The sequence below is a fragment of the Nocardioides sp. genome (genome assembly GCF_050699375.1).
In the GTDB taxonomy this organism is placed as follows: domain Bacteria; phylum Actinomycetota; class Actinomycetes; order Propionibacteriales; family Nocardioidaceae; genus Nocardioides.
On the sequence record NZ_JBOHDN010000094.1, the window covers coordinates 18,876 to 41,427 of the forward strand.

Consider the following 22,552-nt stretch of genomic DNA (forward strand, 5'->3'; position numbering starts at 1 on the left):
GAAAAATGGGAGACTCGCGCGGTGAGCCGACACAGGGACAGGGATTTCTCGGTACGCCTCAAGGAGCTGCTGCCGATCTTTGCGGTGGTCCTCACTGTCGGCGCGATCGCCGCCCTGACCGTCCTCGCACCTCGGCTGAACGACGCGAAGCAGGCGTCGGCCGACGCCTCGTCGTCCCCGAAGGCCGACCCGGTCGAGACCACGGCGTCAGCGTCGTCCGAGCCGCCGGAGCCGCTGCCGAGGTACAAGAAGGTCACCGCGCCGCCAAAGATCGCCAAGATCCCGAAGAAGCCGAAGATCGACCCTTGCGCGGTCCCGCGCAACCTCACCGTGATGACCTTCAACATCAAGGGTGGCCGGGTCTCGCCCGGCGAGCTCGGCGGCATCGCGGACGTGATCCGCGCGTCCGGCGCCGACGTCGTACTCCTCCAGGAGGTCGACCAGAACCGGCGTCGCTCGGGCAACGTCGACCAGCCCGCGATCATCGCCTCGCACCTGGGCATGCAGTCGGTCTTCGGCGCCAACGACTGGATCACCGACCGCGGCGGGTACGGCACCGCGATCCTGTCCCGGTTCCCGATCGACGGCTACGACAACACCCACCTGCCCAACCGTGACGGCAAGGAGCAGCGCGGGGTGCTGCGGGCCAACATCATCGTCGAGGGCCAGCGGCTGGTCGTCTTCAACACCCACCTCGACCACACCTCCGACTCGCTGCGGCAGTCGCAGATCGGAGCGGTGATGGGCAAGGTGAACGCCTACGACGGCGCCAAGCTCCTCGGCGGCGACCTCAACGCCGGATCCGGCTCCGGGGTTCTGGGCACAGTCCTCGGCTCGCTGTCGGATGCCGGCGCGTCCCTGGGCTCCAGCCACGACGGCGGCGGACGCGTCGACTACCTGCTGCCCAACTCCTGGCTCGCCGCCGGCGACGGCAACGTCTCCCCCACCGGCCTCTCCGACCACCACGCCGTCAGCATCGACTTCGCCATCCGCGGCGCCGCGGACTGCTGAGTCGGTCCGGTCGCGGGTCCGGGTACGACGGGACGTTCTCGTCGCTCTACTGGTCAGTAACGGACAGAGATGTCCCGTCGTATCCGCAGCCGCCGGGTTCCAGACACAGCATCCCAGCGCACGGTGGTCGCTCACGGTCGGCAACCTACCGGCTCACGGCTGGGTACGACGGTCGCGTGAGACACTCCGGCCGTGATCGAACTCCGGCCCGCCGCCGTCGCTGACATCCCCGCACTGATGGAGCTGTGGGAGTTGGCGGCGGAGAACGACTCACGACCGGCCGACTCCTCCGCGAAGGTCGAGGCGTTGATCGCGCGCGACCCGGCGGCCTGCACGGTCGCGGTCACCCCGGAAGGCCGTGTCGTCGGCTCTCTGATCTCCGGCTGGGACGGATGGCGCGCGCACCTCTACCGCCTGGCCGTCCACCCCGACGTACGCCGCCACGGACTCGCCCGTCGCCTCCTGACCCACGCCGAGACCCGCCTGGTTGGGCTGGGTGCCGACCGGATCGACGCGATGGTCCTGGAAGGCAACGACCTCGGCCAGGCGCTGTGGAAAGACTCGGGCTACGAGTCCCAGCCAGACTGGCGCCGCTGGGTCCGCCCGGTCGGCTGAGCCGCGGGTCGGCGAGCATTTTCCCGCCATGGCGGGAAAGTGCCGGACCAACTCGTCGGTAACCCGAGCAGATTCCCGCTATGGCGGGAAAATGCTGAGACCGTCATCGGGGTCGCGGGCGGATCATCAGGTCGTACGCAGGCCGGAACCCGCCCCGCTCGTAGAACGGGAGCGACCTGTCGCTGGGGCTCAGCACGATGCGTACGAAACCTTCGTTGTCGGCATGGTCGGTGAGCGCCCTCAGCATCTCGGTACCAAGCCCACTGTTGCGGTGCTCGCGGCGCACATAGAAGTTGGCGAGGTATCCCCACCGGGCCGCCGCCTCGCCGGGCCAGGGCATCCGGGTGAAGGTCAGCATGTTGACCATGCCGGCAGGTTCGTCGTCGACCAGCCCGAGCCAGAGGACCCGCTGCTCCTGCTCGCGGTCGAACCACTCCTCGAAGCGCCCCGAGAACCCCGTTTCGTCGATCTTCGCCCGCGCTCGCTCCTCACCCCACGCCCGCCTCAGCGCCGCGAGCGCCTGCACATCCTCTGGCCCGGCCAACCGTACGTCGAATCTGTCGCCCACGACCGTGAACCTAGTCGGACCAGTGGCAGACGAAATGAATCGCGTGGCCGCACGGTCGGGTCTACCTTCGGGTGGGTGGACTTCCTGACTCCCGAAGACCTTCCTGCCCCGGCGGGCTACAGCCACCTGGTGATAACCGACCCCGGCGCTCGCCTGGTGGTGACGTCCGGCCAGGTCGGCATCTCGGCCGACGGCACCGTCGCCGACGGTTGGGAGGCGCAGACTCGGCAGACCTTCGTCAACCTCGGCATCGCCCTCGCCGCGGCAGGCGCGACCTGGGCCGACGTGGTCAAGCTGACCTACTTCGTCATCGCGACCGACGAGCTGCCACTGATCCGGTCGGTGCGCGACGAGTTCGTCGACACCGACGGCCCGCCGGCCAGCTCGTTGGTGCAGGTCGCCGGCCTCTTCCGCCCCGACGTACTCATCGAGATCGAAGCGACCGCCGCGATCCAAGGCTGATACGGCCCAGTCATGGCGCCCACGTGTTGGTACCCGCCGCCTATAAACGACACGGGAGTCCCGGACGTCACCAGCAGGGTGACACCGGGACTCCCGGGTCAGGCGGAGAGTCAGACGACCGAGAGCGGCAGCAGCTTCTGGCCCGTGGGGCCGATCTGGATGTCGGTGTTCATCTCGGGGCACACGCCGCAGTCGTAGCAGGGGGTCCAGCGGCAGTCCTCGACCTCGATGTCCGCGCCGTCGGCGACGGCGAGGGCGTCCTCCCAGTCGGCCCAGAGCCAGTCCTTGTCGAGGCCGGAGTCGAGGTGGTCCCAGGGAAGGATCTCGTCGTACTCGCGCTCACGCGTGGTGAACCAGTCCAGGTCGACGCTGGTCTCCGCGAGGGCGGTCTCCGCGGCGCTCAGCCAGCGGTCGTAGGAGAAGTGCTCGCTCCAACCGTCGAAACGGCCGCCGTCGCGCCAGACCTGCTCGATGACCGCGCCGACACGGCGGTCGCCGCGGGAGAGGAGTCCCTCGATGGTTCCGGGCTTGCCGTCGTGGTAGCGGAACCCGATCGCGCGGCCGAACTTCTTGTCGGCGCGGACCAGGTCGCGCAGCTTCTGCAGGCGTACGTCGGTGGTCTCGTGGTCGAGCTGAGATGCCCACTGGAAGGGGGTGTGCGGCTTGGGTACGAAGCCACCGATCGAGACGGTGCAGCGGATGTCGTTGCGGCCGCTCACCTCGCGACCTGTGGCAATGACCTTCTTGGCGAGCTCGGCGATCTCGAGCACGTCCTCGTCGGTCTCGGTGGGCAGCCCGCACATGAAGTAGAGCTTCACCTGGCGCCAGCCGTGGCTGAAGGCCGCGCCGACGGTTCGGATCAGGTCTTCCTCGTCCACCATCTTGTTGATGACCTTCCGCATCCGCTCGGAGCCACCCTCGGGCGCGAAGGTCAGACCGGAGCGACGACCGTTGCGGGATAGCTCGTTGGCCAGCGTGATGTTGAAGGCGTCGACACGGGTCGAAGGCAGCGACAGCGAGACGTTCGACCCCTCGTAACGGTCGGCCAGGCCCTTCGCGACATCACCGATCTCGGTGTGGTCGGCCGAGCTCAGCGAGAGCAGACCGACCTCCTCGAAACCGGACTTCCGGATGCCGTTCTCGACCATGTCGCCGATGGTGGTGATCGACCGCTCGCGGACGGGGCGGGTGATCATGCCGGCCTGGCAGAAGCGGCAGCCGCGCGTGCAGCCGCGGAAGATCTCCACCGAGAACCGCTCGTGGACGGTCTCGGCCAGCGGCACCAGCGGGTTGCGCGGGTAGGGCCAGGCGTCGAGGTCCATCAGGGTGTGCTTGCGCACCCGCCACGGGATGTCGGGGCGGTTGGGCACCACGGCGTCGATCTGGCCGTCGGCGGCATAGGTGACGTCGTAGAACTTCGGCACGTAGACCGCACCGGAGACCGCGAGCCGACGCAGCAGCTCGTCGCGCCCGCTCGGGCACCCCTCCTGCTTCCACTCGCGCACGACCTCGGAGATCTTCAGGACGACCTCCTCGCCGTCGCCGAGCACCGCGGCGTCGAGGAAGTCGGCGATCGGCTCGGGGTTGAACGCGGCGTGGCCACCGGCGAGCACCACCGGGTCGTCGTCGCCGCGGTCGACCGCGTGCAGCGGGATCCCGGCGAGGCTGAGTGCGTTGAGCATGTTGGTGTAGCCGAGCTCGGTCGAGAACGAGATCCCGAACAGGTCGAACGCCTTCACCGGGCGGTGGGCGTCGACGGTGAACTGCGGGATCGGGCCCTGCTCGTCGCCCTCGCGCATGATCTTCTCGAGGTCCGGCCATACCGCGTAGGTGCGCTCCGCGGCGATCCAGTCACGCTCGTTGAGCACCTCGTAGAGGATCTGGACGCCCTGGTTGGGCAACCCGACCTCGTAGGCGTCGGGATACATCAGCGCCCACCGCACCTCGACGTCGTTCCACTCCTTGACGGTCGAGTTGAGCTCCCCGCCGACGTACTGGATCGGCTTGGACACCAGCGCCAGGCGCGGCTCCAGCCGGGGGAAGACTGACTCAGGAACGAGGTCGCTCTGGGCGACGGTCACGATGGGCACCTCAAAGCTCGGGAAACGATCGCCACCAAGCGTACGCCGCCGCCGGGATCCCCCACCAAACCTCGCGCCGCCCGGGCAGAATGCCGGACATGGCACTGCGTACGTGGGCTGAAGAGTTCGCCGGGGGAACCGTGTCGTCGGCCGTCGCGAGGCTCAATGCGCGGCATCCGTGGAACCACAACGACCACTTTCACAGCTGGATCCTGGCGAACCTGCCGGATCGACGCCGCGCGGCGCTGGACATCGGCTGCGGCCGAGGCGGTCTCGTGGCCGCGTTGTCGCCGAGGTTCGTCGCCGTGTGTGGCAACGACCGTGACGCGGACATGCGGCAGCACTCCAGCGCCCGCTGCGCCGGTCTCCCCAACGTGACCATCCATGGCGGCACCTGGTCCGAGGTTCCCGGCCCGTTCGACCTGGTGACCATGGTCGCCGTGCTGCACCACCTCGACGTCACCGACGCCCTCGAGAAGGTGCGCCGCAGCCTCGAACCAGGCGGGCGCTTCCTGGCCGTCGGCCTCGCTCCCCCGCGGAGCGCGAGGGACCACCTCTGGGACCTCGCCTCGGCGGTGACCAACCCGATGATCGGCTACGTCAAGCATCCCTGGCCGGCCGACTACGGCGCACCCGCCACCCCGGTTCCCATCAAGGACCCGAGCATGCCCTTCGGTGAGCTGCGAGGGATCGTCCTGGACGTCATGCCCGGTGCCTCGATCCGGCATCGCCTCGGGTTCCGACACACAATCGCCTGGACCAAGCCCTCGTGAAGAAGCACAAATGGGCGTTGGGGCCGCCCCTCCCGGACGGCCCCAACGCCTTGCTCAGAGCTCAGCTCAGAACAGGTTGCTGAGCAGCAGGTTGGGCGAGCCGGTGCCCGGGTTGGTGACCACGTCGGGGGTGGCGGCGCCGGTCAGGCCCGAGGCGACGTCGGCCGGGGTGGCCGAGGGGTTCGCCTCGAGGAAGAGCGCGGCGGCACCGGCGACGTGCGGGGTCGCCATCGACGTACCGGAGATGGTGTTGGTGGCACCATCGTTCCAGGACGAGGTGATGTCGACGCCCGGGGCGAAGATGTCGAGGCACTCTCCGATGTTGGAGAAGTCCGCGGCAGCGTCGGTGTTGTCGGTCGCACCGACGGTGATCGCCTCCGGAACCGCAGCCGGCGAGGAGTCGCAGGCGTCGGCGGCGTAGTCGTTGCCGGCCGCGACGGCGTAGGTCACGCCGTCGGCGATCGAGGCCTGGACGGCAGCGTCGAGCGCGGTGTCGGCGCCACCACCGAGCGACATGTTGGCGACAGCCGGACCGTCGGTGTGGTTCTCGGTGACCCACTCGATGCCCGCGACGACGCCCTCGGTGGTGCCGGAGCCCTGGTCGTCGAGGACGCGGACCGGAACGATCGTGGCCTCCTTGGCCACACCGTAGGTGGTGCCCGCGACGGTGCCGGCGACGTGGGTGCCGTGGCCGTTGCCGTCGGCCGGGTCGGTGTCGCCGTCGACCGCGTCGAAGCCCTCACCGATGCGGCCGGTGAACTCCGAGTGGTCGGTCGCGACGCCGGTGTCGATGATGTAGGCGGTCACGCCCTTACCGGTCTGCTCGTAGTGGTAGTTCTTGTCGAGCGGCAGAGCGGCCTGGTCGATTCGGTCGAGACCCCAGGTCGGGTCGGCCTGGTCACCCTGGGTGGTGTAGCGGTGGTTGGCCTGCACGTAGGCGACGTCCGGGTTGGACCGGACCTCGGCGAGCGCGTCCTTGTCGAGCGTGGCCGAGAAGCCGTTGAGCGTCTTGTCGAAGACGCTGCGTACGTCGCCACCGGCGGAGCGGGCGTCGCCGCGGACCGACTTGGCCTCGGACTTGGCGACATCGCTGGCGCCCTGCTTCTTCATCACGACGATGTACTGACCGTCGATCGCGGTCGAGGCATCTGCACCACGGAGCGGTGCCTGGCTGTCCGCGGCACCCGCGGGGACTGCGATTGCGATCGCCGAGGCGGCTGCGCCAACGGCGACGGCAGAGATGACTGCCGGTGCCTTGAAGGCCCTGTTCTTCCTGGTTCGGTTCACGAACTGACTCCCGTCATCGTGCGGCCCGGTCGGGCCACATCCCTCACTTCGCCGACGCCCAGAACCCGCCGGTAGGCGGGCCGACGAGCAAACGTCGCAGATGCCGGCTGAACGCCCTGCGCCCTCCCTGCGGCCGCAACCCGGAGCGTTCGGTCCACCACGTAATCACGTTACGCAAAACCGGTAACGACCCAACTCTTCGCACTGCAGCAACGTGCAGCGGCCGAGGTTAACAACCGTTAACAGAATGGGAACGACTCCCAACAAACGACCCACCGGACCGCTCGCGGGGTGGCGAACGGCCCGGTGGTCGGGTGAGAATAGTCGGCCCATTCAGGCCTGGTGGATCAGGCGATCGAGGTGTCGTCGATCAAGAAGCTGGTCCCGAGCGAGGAGTCCTCGGTGCCGGTGAACGTCACCGTGACCGTGCTGCCGGCGAAGGATCCGAGCGAGAACGACTTCAACGAGTACGACGAGTTCTCGTTCAGGTTGGAGTAGGTCGCCAGGGTCGTCGACCCGACCTTGACGGTCAGCTTGTCGTACGCCGTCGAGGTGGTCGTCTCGTTCGACGCCACTCGCAGGTAGAACGACAGGGTCTTGCCCGCCGCGGGCAGCGTGACCGTCTGCGACAGCGTGTCGGTGTGGGTCGAGCCATAGCCGTTCAGCCACGCCTTGTAGGAGCCCGAACGCGCCGCCGCGCTCGTCGAGTTGTCGATGACCCCCGAGGAGGCGCTCCACCCGGTCGATCCCGACTCGAAGCCCGGGTTGACCAGCAGGTTGCCCGACGGCGGGTCGGTCGGCGGGTCCGTCGGGTCGGTGCCACCGCTCCACAGGGAGTAGAGGAGGCGGTTGGGCGAACCGGAGCCCGGCGAGCCGACCACACCGGTGGTGGCGTTGGAGACGATCGCCGAGGCGACGGCCGAGGCCGAGGCGGTCGGGTGAGCCTGCAGGTAGAGCGCGGCCACACCGGCGACGTGCGGCGTCGCCATCGACGTACCGGAGATCGTGTTGGTCGCGGTGTTGGAGGTGTGCCACGCCGACGTGATCGACGAGCCCGGGGCGAACAGGTCGACGCACGAGCCGATGTTGGAGAAGCTCGAACGGGCATCGGTGTTGGTCGTCGATCCGACGGTCAGGGCGGCGCCTACGCGGGCAGGTGAGCCGTTGCACGCGTTGGCCCCGGAGTCGTTGCCCGCCGCCACGGAGTAGCTGACCCCGTCGGCGATGGAGTTCGACACCGCGGAGTCGAGGGTCGAGGAGACCCCACCCCCGAGCGACATGTTGGCGACCGCGGGTCCGGAGGTGTGGTTGGAGGTCACCCAGTTCACCCCCGCGATGACACCGGCGGTCGTGCCGGACCCGGAGGCGTCGAGCACCCGGACCGGCACCAGCGTGACGCTCTTGGCCACGCCGTACGTCGACCCGCCGACGGTGCCGGCCACGTGGGTGCCGTGGCCGTTCTCGTCCTCGGTGCTGGAACCGATCGCGGTGTAGCCGGAGGTCACCCGGCCGCCGAAGTCCGAGTGCGCCGAGCGGATGCCGGTGTCGATGATGTAGGCCCGGACACCCGAGCCCGTGTAGTCGTAGTGGTAGTTCGAGTTCAGCGGCAGGTTGCGCTGGTCGATCCGGTTGAGGCCCCAGGTCGGGTTCGCCTGGTCACCGCTGGCCTTCACGACCTGGTTGGCCTCGATGTAGTCGACATCGGGGTCGGCGCGGAGGGCGTCGAGGGCCTTGGCGTCGAGCTTGGCGGAGAATCCGGTGATCGCCTTGTCGTAGGCGTACTTCACCGAGCCGCCCTTCTTCTTCGCGAGTGCGCGAGCCTCAGCGGCGTTGGACTTGGCCGCTGAGCCCTTGCCCTTCATGACAACGATGTACGAGCCGTCGATGGCCGTCGACTTCTCGGCACCGATCAGCGGTGCCGGGCTGTCTGCTGCGCCGGCTGGGCCGGACATGGCCAGGATGGAGGTGGCAGCGACGGCTGTGGTCGTCACTGCTGCCAGCACGCCGAGACTGCGTGCTCTGTTGGGTCGGTTCACGATTACTGCTCCCGTCGTCAAGCAGCCTCGAACGAGGTCTGCAAGGGGTAACAGATGCCCTGTAGGGCAACCGGGACGGAACGTAATCGAGTTTAATTTCGATGCAACGCAGCATCTTTTCGCACTGCAGCAACCTGCAGCCGATCACGCGAGCGAAGGTCAAGAAGTGGTCCGGACCTGTCCAGACCGGTCCGCCGCGAACGGCCCGAGATGCTGAGCAGCAGACCTACCGCCAACAGTGCCGCGATCATCGACGAGCCGCCGTAGGAGATCAACGGCAGCGGCACCCCGGTGACCGGCATGATGCCCAGGCACATGCCGATGTTCTGGAAGCTCTGGATGCCGAGCCAGCACACGATCCCGGCGGCGGCGACCCGTCCGAAGAGGTCGTCGGTGCGTGCCGCGATCCGCAGTCCGCGCCACAGCACGATGCCGATCAGCCCGATCACCAGCAGCGAACCGATCAGACCGAGCTCCTCCCCCACGACCGTGAAGATGAAGTCGGTGTGCTGCTCGGGAACGAACCCGGCGCGGGCCTGGGAGCCCTGGAACAGCCCCTGTCCGAAGATGCCGCCGTCACCGATGGCGATGCGGGCCTGCTGAACGTTGTAACCGGCGCCGCGAGGATCCAGCGAAGGATCGGTGAAGGCCATGAACCGGTTGATCTGATACTGCTTCAGGACGCCGGTCGCGACCACGGTCGCGGCACCCGCCACACCGATCAGCGCCAGCAGCGTCAACCATCGCCGTGGTGTCCCGGCGGCCGCCAGCACGCAGAAGACCGTCACCCCCAGCACCAGCGTGGTGCCGAGGTCGGGCTGCAGGATGACCAGGGCGATCGGCACCGCGGCGACCAGGATCATCGCGACCACGTCGCCCAACGACACCCGCGCCCGCCAGCGCCCTTCGCTGCGCTCGGCGAGGACCAGCGCCATCGCGATGACGACGGCCAGCTTGGCCAGCTCCGAGGGCTGGACCTGCACGGGCCCGAACGTCACCCACGACTTCGACCCGTTGACCGTGGAGCCCATCACCAGCACCAGCACCAGCCCGATCACCGCGGCCACGTAGACCACCGGCGTCAGGAGCCGCACCCAGCGATGGTTGGTGGCCACGACGCCGACCATCAGCACCAGCCCGGCGGCCACGTTGATCACCTGCTTGCGCAGGTAGACGGTCGAGTCGCCACCGGTGATGGCGTCGCGGTGGACGGTCGCGGACCAGACCAGCAGCACCGACAGCCCCACCAGCACCAACACCGCGCCGAGGAGTACCAGGTCGATGCGGCGTACGAACGTCATCACGTCGTTCTTCATGCGGGCATGCCTCAGTCCCTGGGCGCGACGATCGAGCCGTCGGTGTTGAATCCGGGCAGGTTCCTCGGCGGGTCGATGCCCTTGATGGCGGCCTTCTTTGGGCGCACCTCGCCGCCACCCTCCTCGACGCCGTAGAGCGACTCCCACAGCTTGCGTACGGCATCGCCCACCGACCCCGAGCCGGTGCCGCCCTGGGAGATCGTCATGATGACGACGTACTTCTTGTTGTACGTCGCGACCCATCCGGTCGTCTGCTTGCCGGTGACCTCGGCGGTGCCCGTCTTGCCGCGCACCTTGACCTCGTCGAGGGGGAACCCGCCGAACTTCCAGTCCAGGGTGCCTGTACGCGGGACGCCGAGGAGCGCCTCGTTGACGTAGTCGATGCTCTTGGCCGACATCTTGACCTTGCCGGCTACCTTCGGGTCGATCTTCTCGACCACGGTGCCGTCGCCGCTGACGACCGCCTTCCCGATCCGGGGCTCGTAGAGGGTTCCGCCGTTGGCGAGGGAGGCGTAGGCACGGGCCAGCTGGACGGGAGTGACCATGGTGTCGCCCTGGCCGACCGAGAAGTTCACCGCGTCGCCGGTGCGGTAGTAGTTGCCCTCGATGCAGAACTCGTGGGCGAAGAGCCGCAGGAAGTCGGTGGGCGCGTTCTTCTTCTCGTCCATCCGGCAGTAGTAGCCCTTCATGGCCTCGTAGTACTCGGCCTTCCACTTCCGGTCCGCGATCCGCCCCGTCGACTCCCCCGGCAGGTCGATGCCGGTGCGCTTGCCGAAGCCGAACGCCTTGGCGGTCTCCACCAGCGGGTCCTTGGCGTCGACGTTGGCGGGGTTGGACCCGTACTTCTGCCAGTAGTGGACCCCGATCCGGTAGAAGAACGTGTTGCAGGAGACCTCGAGCGCTTGAGCGAAGTCGATGGAACCGTAGGCGCCCGACTCGTAGTTCTTGAAGAAGCGGTTGCCCACCTGCAGCCCGCTCGAACATTCCAGCCGCGTGTCCCTGGTGTAGCCGTTGTTGAGCGCCCCGACCGTCATGAACGGCTTCCACGTCGAGCCGGGCGCGAACTGGCCCTGGGTCGCCCGCGGCAGCAGCGGATAGCCGGCCTTCTCCGAGTAGAGCCGGTCCAGCTGTTTCTGGGAGATCCCGCCAACCCATTCCTCCGGGTCGTACGTCGGCTGGCTGGCCATCGCGACCAAGCGGCCGGTCTGCGCCTCCATGACCACCACCGAGCCGGAGTCGGCCTCATAGTTGCGGCCGGTGATCTCGTCGAAGGTGTTGCGGGCGGTCTCGATCGACTCGGAGAGCAGCTTCTCGGCGCGGCCCTGGACCTTGGCGTCGATGCTGGTCACCAGCGTGTCGCCGGGCTGGGAGGGGACCGAGTCGCCGCGGCCGATCTCGCGGCCGAGGGAGTCGACGGTGACCGTGTCGTAGCCGGGCATCCCGCGCAGCCACTGGTCGTACTCCTTCTCGACACCGGCCCGCCCGACCATCGAGGTGTTGTTGAGGGACTCGTCGCCACGCTCCTTGGCGTTCTTGTCCTCGTCCTCGGTGATCGGGGAGAGATAGCCGAGCACGCCGGCGGCGTTGATGCCGTGGGGGCTCGGGTAGGAGCGCAGCGTCTGCTTCTCGGCGACCACCCCGGGGAAGTCCTCGGGCTGCTCGAGGATGCGCAGCGCGGTGGACTCGGAGACGTCGGTCGCGATCGGCACCGGCTGGTAGCGGGTCCCGGACCAGTTTGCGATCGCCTCGGCCTGCTTCTTCGGCGAGACGTCGACCGCCTTCGCGACACGCTCGACCAAGGTCGTACGGTCCTCGTCGTCGAGACCGTCGAGGACCCCCTGGTCGAGGCTGACCACCCAGGCGGAGCGGTTGGTCACCATCGGCCGCCCCTGGGCATCGACGATGATGCCGCGCACCGGCTGGCGTACGACCTCGCGCTTGGACTGCGACGCGGCCGCCGCCTGGTAGGCGTCGCCGTGGCGCACCTGCAGGTAGAAGAGCCTGACCCCGAGGGTGAGCAGGAGCGAGAGGACCAGCGCCTGGATCACGATCAGCCGAAGCCGGCTGACCTGCGCGGTGGACGGACGACTCCTGGCCATCACAGATCCCCCTTGCCCAACAGCCACAGCAGCGCCGGCACCAGCAGGGGCGCCAGCAGGAGGTCGTAGCCGACGCTGATCGCCACGGTCGGCAGCAGCGTCAGCGGCGCCTCGCCGAGGATCAGGCCGCTGACCGCGAAGATGCTGACCCCGATGAACGCGCACCCGGCAACCGTCGCCATCACGATCATCGCGTTGGGACGGCTGTGCCGGCTCTGGCCGACGCTGCCCTCACGTACGCGCCCCGCGACATAGCCCACGATCAGCAGCGCGAGCGCCCATCGGCCCGCGGTGTGGTCCGCGGGAGGGGCGAGATCGAGGAGTACGCCGGCGGCGAACCCGGTCACGAGGGCGGCCTGCCCACCGCGAGTCAGCGCGACCGCGAGGACGACCAGGAGAGCCAGGTCGGGGGTGATGCCGCGGATGGCGAAGGCCGGCGCGACGCTCAGCTGGAGAACGACGGCGATCACCACCAGCAGACCCACCAGGAGGTAGCGCAGCACCGGCGCGGCGCCGGGGGCACGTGCGTCCATCTCGCTCACACCACCACCCCCGTAGCGCAAGCGCGAGGATACGGACGCGGTGGCGTGCTGGTTGTCGGGTTCGCTCGCTGACGCTCGCTCATCGCAGCTCTCCTTGCGGGGTGAGGACGGCGCGGTCGCTCTGGGTCCCGCTCGGCACCACCACGCCGACGACGTCGAGGGAGCCGAAGTCGACGTACGGCTTGATCCGCACCGTCCGCGAGGAGTCACGCACACTCGCGAACGTGTCGGTCACCTCGCCGATCGGCAGACCGGAGACGTACGGCGCGGCGCGCCCGTCACCCCAGGTGATGACGGTCTCGCCCTTGAGCGGGGCGACGGTCCGGTCGACGAGGTCGAGGGCGAGGAGTCCGGCGTCGGAGCGGCCGGCGACCACGCCGGAGCCCCGGACCATCCCGACCTGGCCGGACTTCTTCCCGCTGTCGTCGCTGCCGCCGACCCGGCCGCCGACGACCGAGGCCGCGTCGACGATCAGCAGGACGGTGGCCGAGGTCCTGGTGACCCGCAGCACGCGGCCGACCAGGCCGTCACCGGTCACCACCGACATGTCGGACCGGATCCCGGCGGCGCTGCCGGCGTCGATGGTCACGGTGCGGTTGAAGGTCTGCGCGGGACCGTGGGCGGTGACCCTCGCCGGCACCAGCGCGTAGCCGAGGTCATCCGCGGCGCGGGTGATCGACTCGTACTCGGCCAGCTTTTCGCGGCCGTAGTCGGTGACCTTCAGCTGGCGGCGCAACGTGCTGTTCTCCGCCTCGACCTTCGTGATCCGGTCGCGGAGCTCGTCGCGGCTCTCGAACCACTGCGGGATCCCGGTGAACGGGCGGGCCATCGTCGCCGCGCCGGTCTCCAGCGGGGAGAGCACCTCACCGACCACCGTGCGGGCCGGCTCGAGGACCGGGGTCTGGTCGAGGGTCGCGAGGGTCGCGCAGCCGAGGACGAGCGCGATCAACCAGGAGCCCTTCGGGCCGCGACCGGTGCGGGTCTCGAGGCTGCCACGCCGGTTGAGCCGCTCCCGAGGCGTACGCATGACGGGTTTGGGTCCCTTGCGTTCTTCCAGGCCCTTGCGCAGTCGTTCGCTGGGACGGGGGCTCAACAGCGACACGTCACCATCTCCTGTTCTCGTTCACCAGGACGGGGCGGAGGACGTCGTAGTCCTCGACGCAGCGACCGGCGCCCATCGCGACCGAGGTCAGCGGGGACTCGGCGACGTGGACGGGCATGCCGGTCTCGTGGCGCAGGCGCTCGTCGAGGCCGCGCAGGAGCGCACCGCCGCCGGTGAGCACGATGCCGCGGTCCATGATGTCGCCGGCCAGCTCGGGCGGTGTCTGGTCGAGAGTGGCGCGCACCGCGTCGAAGATGTCGTGCAGCGGCTCCTCGATCGCCTTGCGGACCTCCGCCGCGGAGACGGTCACGGTGCGCGGCAGCCCGCTGACCATGTCGCGGCCGCGGATCTCCGCCTCGGGCTCGCCCGGCAGCGGCCAGACCGAGCCGAGAGTCATCTTGACCTCCTCGGCGGTGCGCTCGCCCAGGAGCAGGGCGTACTCCTTCTTCAGCCAGGTCATGATCGCGTTGTCGATCTTGTGGCCGGCGATCCGGATGCTGGAGCTGGTCACGATCCCGCCGAGGCTGATCACCGCGACCTCGGTGGTGCCACCGCCGATGTCGACGACCATGTTGCCGGTCGGCAGGTGCACGGGCAGCCCGGCCCCGATCGCGGCCGCCATCGGTTCCTCGATGATGTTCACCTGGCGGGCACCGGACTGGTAGCCGGCCTCCTTGACCGCGCGGATCTCGACCGCCGTGATCCCTGAGGGAACGCAGATGACCATGCGCGGCTTGGCGAAGTAGCGGCGCCGGTGGACCTGCTGGATGAAGTAGCGCAGCATCTGCTCGGTCGCCTCGAAGTCGGCGATCACGCCGTCCTTCAGCGGCCGCAGGGCGATGATGTCGTCCGGCGTACGCCCCAGCATCTTCTTGGCCTCGTGGCCGACGGCGAGCATCTCACCGGAGTTCTTGTTGAGCGCGACCACACTCGGTTCGTCGACAAGGACACCCTTGCCACGCACGTAGACGAGTGTGTTGGCGGTGCCGAGGTCCACCGCCATGTCGCGTCCAATGATGCTCGCCATACGTCCTCGCGTTCCCGGGGCGCCGCGTCGGGGATCCGTGCTGCAGGATGCGGGCCCTGCCGACGAGGCTACGAAGGTCTGAGCCCCAATCTGGTGAGGCTCGCCGAAACCGCAAGGATACGGGGTACGTCGGCGGCCCGGAACGGGGGGCAGTGCGTGTTTCACCGCTGTTGCGACGCAATTCGCCGGACCGCGGACAGGTCCTCAGAACAGGGTCTCGGAACAGCGCCTCAGGGCAGGACCTGAAGGGTGGACCTCAGACGCCGAACCAGAGCTTGATCTCGCGGTCGGCAGACTCGGTCGAGTCAGAGCCGTGCACGAGGTTCTCGCGGTTGGAGAGGGACAGGTCGCCGCGGATGGTTCCCGGGGCGGCCTTGCGGCCGTCGGTGGCGCCGTTGAGCGCGCGGACGACCTCGATCGCCTCGTCGCCCTCGAGGACGGCGGCGACGAGCGGGCCGGAGGTGACGAAGTCACGCAGCGGCGGATACCACGGCTGCTCGGCGTGCTCGGCGTAGTGCTCGTCGGCCAGGCCCGCGTCGATGGTGCGGTGCTCCAGCTTCACGATCGAGAGGCCCTTGGCCTCGTAGCGGGACAGGATCTCCCCCACCAGGCCCCGGCGGACGGCGTCGGGCTTCAGGATCACGAACGTGCGCTGCGTCATGTGGCCGAGCGTATCGGGACGGGGATGCCCGGGCACGTTCGGGCCCGTCCCCCGGCCCGCCCGTCGACCTCTCTGGCGCGAGTGTCGGTGGCCTACGGCAGGATGGCACCCCGTGAACGCACCAGCACCGACGCTCGCAGACTCCATGGCCGCCATCCCCGCTCGCATCGCCGAAGACCTCGGCGTGCGCACGGCACAGGTGACCTCCGCGGTCGCCCTGCTCGACGAGGGCTCGACCGTGCCGTTCATCGCGCGCTACCGCAAGGAGGTGACCGGCGGCCTCGACGACGCCCAGCTGCGTACGTTGGAGGAACGGCTCGGCTACCTGCGCGAGCTGGAGGAGCGGCGGGCCGCGGTCCTCTCCGAGATCGCCAAGCAGGACAAGCTCACCCCCGAGCTGCAGGCCTCGATCCTCGCCGCCGACACCAAGGCCCGGCTCGAGGACATCTACCTGCCGTTCAAGCCGAAGCGGCGTACGAAGGCGATGATCGCCCGCGAGAACGGGTTGGAGCCACTGGCCGACGGGCTGATGGCGGACCCGTCCTTGGACCCGGTCGTCGAGGCGGAGAAGTTCCTCGGGGAACAGGTCGCGGACACCAAGGCCGCGCTCGACGGCGCTCGCGCGATCCTGGTCGAGCGCTTCGGCGAGGACGCCGACCTGATCGGGACGCTGCGAGAGCGGATGTGGACCGCCGGCCGGCTGGTCACCCGCGTCCGGGAGGGTCGCGAGAACGACCCGGCGGTGGCGAAGTTCTCCGACTACTTCGACTTCTCCGAGTCCTACTCCACCCTGCCCTCGCACCGGACCCTGGCCGTGCTCCGTGCGGAGAAGGAGGAGGCGATCGAGGTCAGTCTCTCTCCTCATGCCGAGGAGCCGGAGCCGGGCGAGGTGACCGACTACGAGCGGTCCATCGCCGCGCGCTTCGGCATCGTGGACCAGGGCCGGCCCGGTGACCGGTGGCTCGCCGAGACGGTGCGATGGGCGTGGCGTACGCGCATCCTCTTCCGCCTCGAGCTCGACATGCGGACCCGGATCCGCGGCGCTGCCGAGGAGGCCGCGATCGCGGTCTTCGCCGACAACCTGCGTGACCTCCTGCTCGCGGCGCCGGCAGGCACGCGGGCCACGATGGGGCTCGATCCGGGCATCCGGACCGGGGTGAAGGTCGCCGTGGTCGACGCGACCGGCAAGGTCGTCGACACCTCGACGGTCTACCCGCACGAGCCGCGGCGTGACTGGGACGGCGCCCTGGCGACCCTGGCCAAGCTGGCGAAGAAGCACTCGGTCGACCTGATCGCGATCGGCAACGGCACCGCGTCGCGCGAGACCGACAAGCTGGCCGCCGACCTGCTGAAGCTGCTGCCGGACCTGAAGATGACCAAGGTGATGGTCTCCGAGGCCGGCGCCTCGGTCTACTCGGCGTCCGCCTATGCCTCCTCCGAGCTGCCGGATCTCGATGTGTCGTTGCGTGGGGCTGTGTCCATCGCTCGTCGTCTTCAGGATCCCTTGGCCGAGCTGGTCAAGATCGAGCCGCGGTCGATCGGCGTCGGGCAATACCAGCACGACCTGCCCGAATACGGGCTCTCCAAGTCCTTGGACGCCGTCGTCGAGGACTGCGTGAACGGTGTCGGGGTCGATCTCAACACCGCGTCGGCTCCCCTGCTGCGCCGGGTCTCGGGGATCACCGAGTCGCTCGCCACGGCGATCGTGACGCACCGTGACGACAACGGGCCGTTCCGGACCCGCAAGGAGCTCGCCAAGGTGCCGCGGCTGGGCCCGAAGGCGTTCGAGCAGGCGGCCGGGTTCCTCCGGATCCGTGGCGGTGACGACCCCCTCGACGTGTCCGGGGTGCACCCGGAGTCCTACCCCGTGATCAACCGGATCCTCGATCGGGCCTCGGCGGACATCGGGTCGCTGATCGGCAACGCGGGCGTCTTGAAGTCGCTGAAGCCCTCGGACTTCGTCGACGAGAAGTTCGGCCTGCCGACTGTCACCGACATCTTCGCCGAGCTCGAGAAGCCCGGCCGCGACCCGCGTCCGGAGTTCCGTACGGCCACCTTCTCCGAGTCCGTGCACGTGATCGCCGACCTCCGTCCGGGCATGGTCTTGGAGGGCACGGTCACCAACGTGGCCGCCTTCGGTGCCTTCATCGACATCGGTGTCCACCAGGACGGCCTGGTCCACATCTCCGCGATGTCTGACAAGTTCGTCGAGGACCCGCGCGACGTCGTCCGCTCCGGCGACGTGGTGCGCGTGAAGGTCCTGGAGGTCGACGAGGCCCGCAAGCGGATCTCGCTCACCCTCCGGCTCACCGACGACGCGCCTGCCGGTGGGTCTGCCAAGGGCGAGTCGGATGGTGCGAGTCGCGCTGGCGGCGGGTCGCGCGGCCGGGGTGGCCAGGGCGGCCCCAAGGGCGGTCAGGGCAAGAGTGGTCAGGGCAAGGGCGGCCCCAAGGGTGGCGGGCGCTCGGGCGGCAACCGTGGCGGCCAGGGCGGCGGCTCGTCCGCCCCGGCCAACAGCGCCATGGCTGACGCGCTGCGACGCGCCGGTCTCAACTGAGACACCCGGACTGTTCACCGAGGCAACTCGGTCAGCATCCCTCGGCCCCGAGGTCGGCCGCACGGCGGACGACATCCGCCGGCGCCGGCCCGGTCGCATCCTGGGCGGTGACGGGGGCGGCAGCGACCCGGCTGACCGGGATGACACCGGCCCAGACGCCGGACTCGACGTCGGCGGGATCGTCGATCGGTCCCTCGGCGCGCGCCTTCATCGACGCCTCGGCGAGGGGGAGCGCGATCACGGCTGTAGCCGCGAGCTCCTTGCGAGTTGCCGGGCGCAGCGTCGCCCAGCGACCGGGGATCATCTGGTCGACGACCAGCGCGAGCGCTCGTTCCCGCTCATCCGGGTCCTCCACCCGACGAGCGCGGCCGACGACCACCGCCGAGCGGTAGTTCATGGAGTGGTGGAACCCGCTGCGCGCCGCGACCAGGCCATCGAGCTCGGTGATGGTGACGCACACGTCGCGCTCGAGCGCGCGCCCGAGCCATCCGGCGGCGACCGACCCGTGCAGGTAGAGGGACCCGCCCGCATCGGGGCCGTCGACGTCGAAGCCGTACGCGGTGGGCAGGACGATCGGATGCGCATCCTCACCCGATCCCACCGTGACGCCCAGGTGGGCGACGAGCGCCTCGCGGAGGAAGGCATGGAGAGGCTCGCGATCTGTGACGGCGCGGTTCTTCCCGCGGCTGATCCGGGTGCGTGGGGTGGGCGACAGCGTGGTGCTCATGGCGCTATCGTCGCGCTAAAGTGGCCTGCACACACGGGCCAATTCTCAAGGATTCAAACAGGACACCTCCGCGATGCTCCCCGTGACCCTCGACCGCAATCGCGGCGAGCCGCTCCCCGCGCAGCTCGCCGCCCAGATCCGCGCCCTGGTCCTCGCCGGCACCCTGGGGACCGGGGACCGGCTGCCCTCGAGCCGGGCGCTCGCGGCCGATCTGGGGGTCTCGCGCGCGGTGACCGAGCACGCCTTCGACCAGCTGACCGCGGAGGGCTGGCTCGAGGCTCGCCGAGGGTCAGGTACATACGTTGCCGCCGCCCACACCTCGGGCGCGACGGTGCCGGAGGCGACCTCTCGGTCGACGCGGGTGACGTCTCCGCGCTTCGCGCGGTCACTCCCACGCTCGGCGCGAGTGACGTCTCGGCTGGATACGGGCACCCCGTTCTTCGATCCGCGGCTCGAACCCGGGTGGCGTCGCGCCTGGCGGGAGGTCTCGGCGACCACTCCCCCACGCGGCTACGACGACCCGCGCGGCCTGCCGGAGCTCCGCGAGGCCCTGGCTGCCAGGCTCGGGCGCTCCCGTGGTCTCGACGTCCGCTCCGACGAGATCATCGTGACCGCGGGAACCACCGACGGGCTCCGGGCGCTCCTGCCCGAGCTGCGCCGCGGGCCGGTGGCCGTGGAGGACCCGGGCTACCGCGCCGCCGCCGAGTCGGTGCGCATCTTCGGACGCGAGGTCATCGACCTGCCCGCCGTGGAGACGGTCTGCGACCTGGGCGATGCTGTCGCTGCGTACGTCACTCCTGCGCATCAGCACCCCTTGGGACGGGTCATGCCCGCGGCCGACCGACTGGCGCTCATCGACGCGGCCCGGCGTGCGGAGGCGGTGGTGATCGAGGACGACTACGACTCCGAGTTCCGCTACGACGTCGCGCCCGTGCCGGCGATGGCGACGTTGGACCGCGACCGGGTGGCCTACCTCGGCACCGCGGCGAAGTCGGTGGTCCCGACCCTTCGCCTGGGCTGGCTGGTCGCTCCACCCGACCTGCACGAGCGAGTCCTGAGCCGTCGCACCATCACCCACTCCGGTGCCGCGTGGCCTTCGCAGCGCGCCCTGCTCACCCTGCTCCGTGACGGCTGGCTCGACAGGGCCGTGCGCTCGGCCCGGCGCGTCTACGCCGAGCGCGCCCCGAGGGTGGCCGAGGCGATGAGCCCGTACGCCACGCTCGCCGGACCGCTCGCCGGCATGTACTCCACCTGGCTCCTGCCCGAGCCTGCCGCGGTCAGGGCTCGCGACGCCGCGCGCACCGCGGGCTTCGAGATCAACCTGCTCTCGGACTACGCCCGCGCCAGCGGCCTCACCGGTCTGGTGATCGGCTTCGGCGGCGTCAGCGACGCGGAGCTCGATGCCGCCCTCGCCGCGGTCACCGCCGCTCTCGTACGGACCTGATCTACGCGTCGTCGTCGATCAGGTCGAACAGGTTCTCCAGGCCATCAGGGTCGTCCTCGCCGCCACCGACGGCCCACCCGGATCCGGTACGCCGCAGCGGCACGCCCCCGAGACGGCACGACTGCCCGGCCTTGTGCGCGTAGTGCGCCGTACGTGTCCGCGGTCGCCGCAGCACCAGCGCGTTCCCGCACGCCGGGCACAACGCCCAGTCGGTCGCTGTCTCGTCCGTCGCCATCTGCAGCTCGTCGGGCTCCTCCACGACTGTCAACCTACCTGGGCTGGTGCCCTAGGAGCGTGAGGTCGAGTCGTCCGAGGCGGCGTTGCCCGAGGCCGAGTCGTCCGAGGCTGGTTCATCCACGGCCGAGTCGTCCGAGGTCTCATCGCCCGACGAGGCCTCTTCCTCGGCGATGATCCGGTCGAGCTCGGCGAAGGCGGCGGCGCGCTCGCGCTCGATCTTGCGGCCGAGGAGGTCGGCCATCCCCCACAGGACCGCGAAGATCACGCCGACGACGAACATGATGGAGATGAGAAAGCCCATCCCGATCGCGACGGCCTGCAGCACCCAGCCGAGCCAATAGGCCCACGGGCGACGCAGCAGACCGGCCACGAAGATGGCGGCCACGAAGAAGCCGAGGCCGAGCGGGAGCGCCAAGCCGGCGGAGACCCCGCCGATCGAGGTCATCACCGGTGCGGCCAGCGCGACCGCGAGCCCCTCCATCGACACGATGGCGGCGCACATCCCGCGCCGGGGCGACTTCTCCCGCTCGCTAGCCATCGGCGCGGCCCTCCGCGTCGTCGGTGTCCAGGTCGTCGGTGTCCAGGTAGGCGGCCAGCTCCGGATCGCTCGTGGGCACCACCCGGGCGGTCGGCGTGGCACCGGACGACTCACCGCGGACGAGCAGCGTACGTGCCTCGCCGGCGGTCACCACGGAACCGGTCACCAGCACGGCGCCCTCGGAGATCGACCCACCACCGGAGGACTCCGAGAGGCCGATCGCCGCGTCGATCGCGTCGGCGAGACGAGGCACCACCGAGACCCGATCCTCGCCGTACAGCTCGATCGCGACCTTCCCGAGCTCGACCGCCGGGAGCGCACGGTCGGTGGAGTTCTGGGTGACCACGAGATGTTCGAGGTGCGGCTCGAGGACGGCGAGCATGCCCTCGACGTCCTTGTCGCCCATCACACCGACGACTCCGACGACACCGGAGAACGAGAACGAGTCCTCCAGCGCCTCGACCGTCGCCTCGGCACCCGCGGGATTGTGAGCGGCGTCGAGCAGCACCGTCGGCGAGGAGCGCACGATCTCCAGGCGCGCGGGCGAGTCCACCTTGGCGAACGCGTCTCGCACGAGCTCGTCGGCGAGCACGGTCTCGCCGAGGAACGCCTCGACAGCGGCCAGCGCCGCCGCCGCGTTCTGTGCCTGGTGAGCACCGTAGAGAGGCAGGAAGAGATCCTCGTACGTCGCCCGCAAGCCACGCAGCGTGAGGATCTGCCCACCCACGGCCGGGGTGCGAGAGACCACCGCGAAGTCGGTGCCCTCCCACAGCAGCCGCGCGCCGACCTCGGCCGCGTGCTGGTCGAGCACGGCGGCGACCTCGACGGTCTGCTCGGCGATCACGGCCACGGCACCGGACTTGATGATCCCGGCCTTCTCGCGTGCGATGGCGACGGGGGTGTCGCCGAGGTACTTGGCATGGTCGAGGGCGATCGGGGTCACCACGGCCACGTCGGCCGAGGCGACGTTCGTAGCGTCCCAGGAGCCGCCAAGTCCGACCTCGACGACGGCCACGTCGACCGGGGCCTCGGCGAACTTCGCGTACGCCATCCCCACCGTCGTCTCGAAGAACGACAGCGGGTGCGGCTGGTCGTCATCGACCATGCCGAGGTAGTGCGCGACGTCGTTGAACGCGGCCACGAAGTCGTCGTCCGAGAGGGGCTCACCGTCGATCGAGATCCGCTCGTTGATCCGCTCCACGTGCGGCGAGGTGAATCGGCCGGTGCGCAGGTCCAGGGATCGCAGCAGCGTATCGATCATCCGCGACGCGGACGTCTTGCCGTTGGTGCCGGTCAGCTGGATGACCCGGAAGGCGTTCTGCGGGTCGCCAAGGATCTCGAGCAGGGCTCGGATCCGGTCCAAGGACGGCTCGAGCCGGGTCTCGGGCCAGCGCGACTGCAGCGCTTCCCAGACCTCTTCGATCGTGGCCGCCAGGCGCGGCGCGGGAGTCTCACTCATCAACATCAGA

20 protein-coding genes are annotated in these 22,552 nt (G+C 69.5%); 6 read left to right on the plus strand and 14 right to left on the minus strand.

Annotated features, from left to right (window positions below; all coding sequences use genetic code 11):
• The first annotated feature begins 21 nt into the window (after positions 1-21).
• Positions 22-1,011: an endonuclease/exonuclease/phosphatase family protein gene (locus ACRDPS_RS06570; RefSeq protein WP_431500820.1), complete on the plus strand. Its 990-nt coding sequence runs from the start codon at positions 22-24 to the stop codon at positions 1,009-1,011.
• A 192-nt stretch (positions 1,012-1,203) separates the two neighbouring features.
• Complete coding sequence (locus ACRDPS_RS06575; RefSeq protein ID WP_431500821.1) at positions 1,204-1,626, plus strand: GNAT family N-acetyltransferase; 423 nt, start codon at positions 1,204-1,206, stop codon at positions 1,624-1,626.
• A 103-nt stretch (positions 1,627-1,729) separates the two neighbouring features.
• On the opposite strand, the gene ACRDPS_RS06580 is transcribed toward ACRDPS_RS06575, so the two are convergent.
• A complete protein-coding gene (locus ACRDPS_RS06580) occupies positions 1,730-2,194 on the minus strand; it encodes a GNAT family N-acetyltransferase (protein WP_431500822.1) in 465 nt (154 codons plus the stop codon).
• Between the two features lie 75 nt (positions 2,195-2,269).
• Here ACRDPS_RS06580 and ACRDPS_RS06585 point away from each other — a divergent pair, with 75 nt between their 5' ends.
• Positions 2,270-2,656 (plus strand): RidA family protein, encoded by a 387-nt coding sequence (locus ACRDPS_RS06585; protein WP_431500823.1) that lies wholly within the window; start codon positions 2,270-2,272, stop codon positions 2,654-2,656.
• A gap of 110 nt (positions 2,657-2,766) precedes the next feature.
• On the opposite strand, the gene ACRDPS_RS06590 is transcribed toward ACRDPS_RS06585, so the two are convergent.
• Positions 2,767-4,737 (minus strand): TIGR03960 family B12-binding radical SAM protein, encoded by a 1,971-nt coding sequence (locus tag ACRDPS_RS06590; RefSeq protein WP_431500824.1) that lies wholly within the window; start codon positions 4,735-4,737, stop codon positions 2,767-2,769.
• 98 nt (positions 4,738-4,835) lie between these two features.
• Here ACRDPS_RS06590 and ACRDPS_RS06595 point away from each other — a divergent pair, with 98 nt between their 5' ends.
• On the plus strand, positions 4,836-5,510 hold the full coding sequence (locus ACRDPS_RS06595) for a class I SAM-dependent methyltransferase (protein ID WP_431500825.1): 675 nt from the start codon (positions 4,836-4,838) through the stop codon (positions 5,508-5,510).
• A gap of 66 nt (positions 5,511-5,576) precedes the next feature.
• Here the strand turns inward: ACRDPS_RS06595 and ACRDPS_RS06600 are convergent, their stop codons facing one another.
• From ACRDPS_RS06600 to ndk, 8 genes are all read right to left on the minus strand, one after another.
• Positions 5,577-6,797: a S8 family peptidase gene (locus tag ACRDPS_RS06600; RefSeq protein ID WP_431500826.1), complete on the minus strand. Its 1,221-nt coding sequence runs from the start codon at positions 6,795-6,797 to the stop codon at positions 5,577-5,579.
• Between the two features lie 347 nt (positions 6,798-7,144).
• Positions 7,145-8,833 carry a S8 family peptidase gene (locus ACRDPS_RS06605; protein ID WP_431500827.1) on the minus strand — a complete coding sequence of 563 codons (1,689 nt, stop codon included), beginning with the start codon at positions 8,831-8,833 and terminating at the stop codon, positions 7,145-7,147.
• 92 nt (positions 8,834-8,925) lie between these two features.
• Positions 8,926-10,149, minus strand: a complete 1,224-nt coding sequence (gene rodA, locus ACRDPS_RS06610) for a rod shape-determining protein RodA (RefSeq protein WP_431500828.1) — start codon at positions 10,147-10,149, stop codon at positions 8,926-8,928.
• Between the two features lie 11 nt (positions 10,150-10,160).
• Complete coding sequence (gene mrdA, locus ACRDPS_RS06615) at positions 10,161-12,248, minus strand: penicillin-binding protein 2 (RefSeq protein ID WP_431500829.1); 2,088 nt, start codon at positions 12,246-12,248, stop codon at positions 10,161-10,163.
• Positions 12,248-12,781 carry a rod shape-determining protein MreD gene (gene mreD, locus ACRDPS_RS06620; RefSeq protein WP_431500844.1) on the minus strand — a complete coding sequence of 178 codons (534 nt, stop codon included), beginning with the start codon at positions 12,779-12,781 and terminating at the stop codon, positions 12,248-12,250. Before mreD ends, mrdA begins: the two co-directional genes overlap by 1 nt.
• Positions 12,782-12,869: 88 nt before the next feature.
• A complete protein-coding gene (gene mreC / locus ACRDPS_RS06625; RefSeq protein ID WP_431500830.1) occupies positions 12,870-13,892 on the minus strand; it encodes a rod shape-determining protein MreC in 1,023 nt (340 codons plus the stop codon).
• A gap of 1 nt (position 13,893) precedes the next feature.
• Entirely contained in the window at positions 13,894-14,919 is a 1,026-nt protein-coding gene (locus ACRDPS_RS06630) for a rod shape-determining protein (RefSeq protein WP_431500831.1), read from the minus strand.
• A gap of 256 nt (positions 14,920-15,175) precedes the next feature.
• The gene (gene ndk, locus ACRDPS_RS06635; RefSeq protein WP_431500832.1) at positions 15,176-15,580 is read right to left on the minus strand and encodes a nucleoside-diphosphate kinase; all 405 of its coding nucleotides are present in this window, start codon (positions 15,578-15,580) and stop codon (positions 15,176-15,178) included.
• Positions 15,581-15,692: 112 nt separating this feature from the next.
• Between ndk and ACRDPS_RS06640 the strand changes: the two genes are divergently transcribed.
• Positions 15,693-18,137: a Tex family protein gene (locus tag ACRDPS_RS06640; protein WP_431500833.1), complete on the plus strand. Its 2,445-nt coding sequence runs from the start codon at positions 15,693-15,695 to the stop codon at positions 18,135-18,137.
• 31 nt (positions 18,138-18,168) lie between these two features.
• Here ACRDPS_RS06640 and ACRDPS_RS06645 read toward each other — a convergent pair whose 3' ends face one another.
• Positions 18,169-18,864: a pyridoxamine 5'-phosphate oxidase family protein gene (locus tag ACRDPS_RS06645; RefSeq protein ID WP_431500834.1), complete on the minus strand. Its 696-nt coding sequence runs from the start codon at positions 18,862-18,864 to the stop codon at positions 18,169-18,171.
• A gap of 73 nt (positions 18,865-18,937) precedes the next feature.
• Here ACRDPS_RS06645 and ACRDPS_RS06650 point away from each other — a divergent pair, with 73 nt between their 5' ends.
• Entirely contained in the window at positions 18,938-20,308 is a 1,371-nt protein-coding gene (locus ACRDPS_RS06650) for a PLP-dependent aminotransferase family protein (RefSeq protein WP_431500835.1), read from the plus strand.
• Between the two features lies 1 nt (position 20,309).
• Here the strand turns inward: ACRDPS_RS06650 and ACRDPS_RS06655 are convergent, their stop codons facing one another.
• Genes ACRDPS_RS06655 through ACRDPS_RS06665 form a run of 3 tightly spaced genes read right to left on the minus strand, consistent with a single transcriptional unit; the run spans position 20,310 to position 22,542 of the window.
• The gene (locus ACRDPS_RS06655; RefSeq protein WP_431500836.1) at positions 20,310-20,567 is read right to left on the minus strand and encodes a competence protein CoiA family protein; all 258 of its coding nucleotides are present in this window, start codon (positions 20,565-20,567) and stop codon (positions 20,310-20,312) included.
• 27 nt (positions 20,568-20,594) lie between these two features.
• Positions 20,595-21,083: a DUF4233 domain-containing protein gene (locus tag ACRDPS_RS06660; protein ID WP_431500837.1), complete on the minus strand. Its 489-nt coding sequence runs from the start codon at positions 21,081-21,083 to the stop codon at positions 20,595-20,597.
• A complete protein-coding gene (locus ACRDPS_RS06665) occupies positions 21,076-22,542 on the minus strand; it encodes a bifunctional folylpolyglutamate synthase/dihydrofolate synthase (RefSeq protein ID WP_431500838.1) in 1,467 nt (488 codons plus the stop codon). The genes ACRDPS_RS06660 and ACRDPS_RS06665 overlap by 8 nt, the downstream gene beginning before the upstream one ends.
• Between the last annotated feature and the right edge of the window lie 10 nt (positions 22,543-22,552).

Coding starts and splice junctions, on each gene's coding strand:
- ACRDPS_RS06650 (WP_431500835.1), top strand. CDS start 18,938: ATGCTCCCCGTGACCCTCGACCGCAATCGCGGCGAGCCGCTCCCCGCG.
- ACRDPS_RS06630 (WP_431500831.1), bottom strand. CDS start 14,919: ATGGCGAGCATCATTGGACGCGACATGGCGGTGGACCTCGGCACCGCC.
- mrdA (WP_431500829.1), bottom strand. CDS start 12,248: ATGGCCAGGAGTCGTCCGTCCACCGCGCAGGTCAGCCGGCTTCGGCTG.
- ACRDPS_RS06645 (WP_431500834.1), bottom strand. CDS start 18,864: ATGAGCACCACGCTGTCGCCCACCCCACGCACCCGGATCAGCCGCGGG.
- ACRDPS_RS06665 (WP_431500838.1), bottom strand. CDS start 22,542: ATGAGTGAGACTCCCGCGCCGCGCCTGGCGGCCACGATCGAAGAGGTC.
- ACRDPS_RS06660 (WP_431500837.1), bottom strand. CDS start 21,083: ATGGCTAGCGAGCGGGAGAAGTCGCCCCGGCGCGGGATGTGCGCCGCC.
- ACRDPS_RS06595 (WP_431500825.1), top strand. CDS start 4,836: ATGGCACTGCGTACGTGGGCTGAAGAGTTCGCCGGGGGAACCGTGTCG.
- ndk (WP_431500832.1), bottom strand. CDS start 15,580: ATGACGCAGCGCACGTTCGTGATCCTGAAGCCCGACGCCGTCCGCCGG.
- mreD (WP_431500844.1), bottom strand. CDS start 12,781: ATGGACGCACGTGCCCCCGGCGCCGCGCCGGTGCTGCGCTACCTCCTG.
- rodA (WP_431500828.1), bottom strand. CDS start 10,149: ATGAAGAACGACGTGATGACGTTCGTACGCCGCATCGACCTGGTACTC.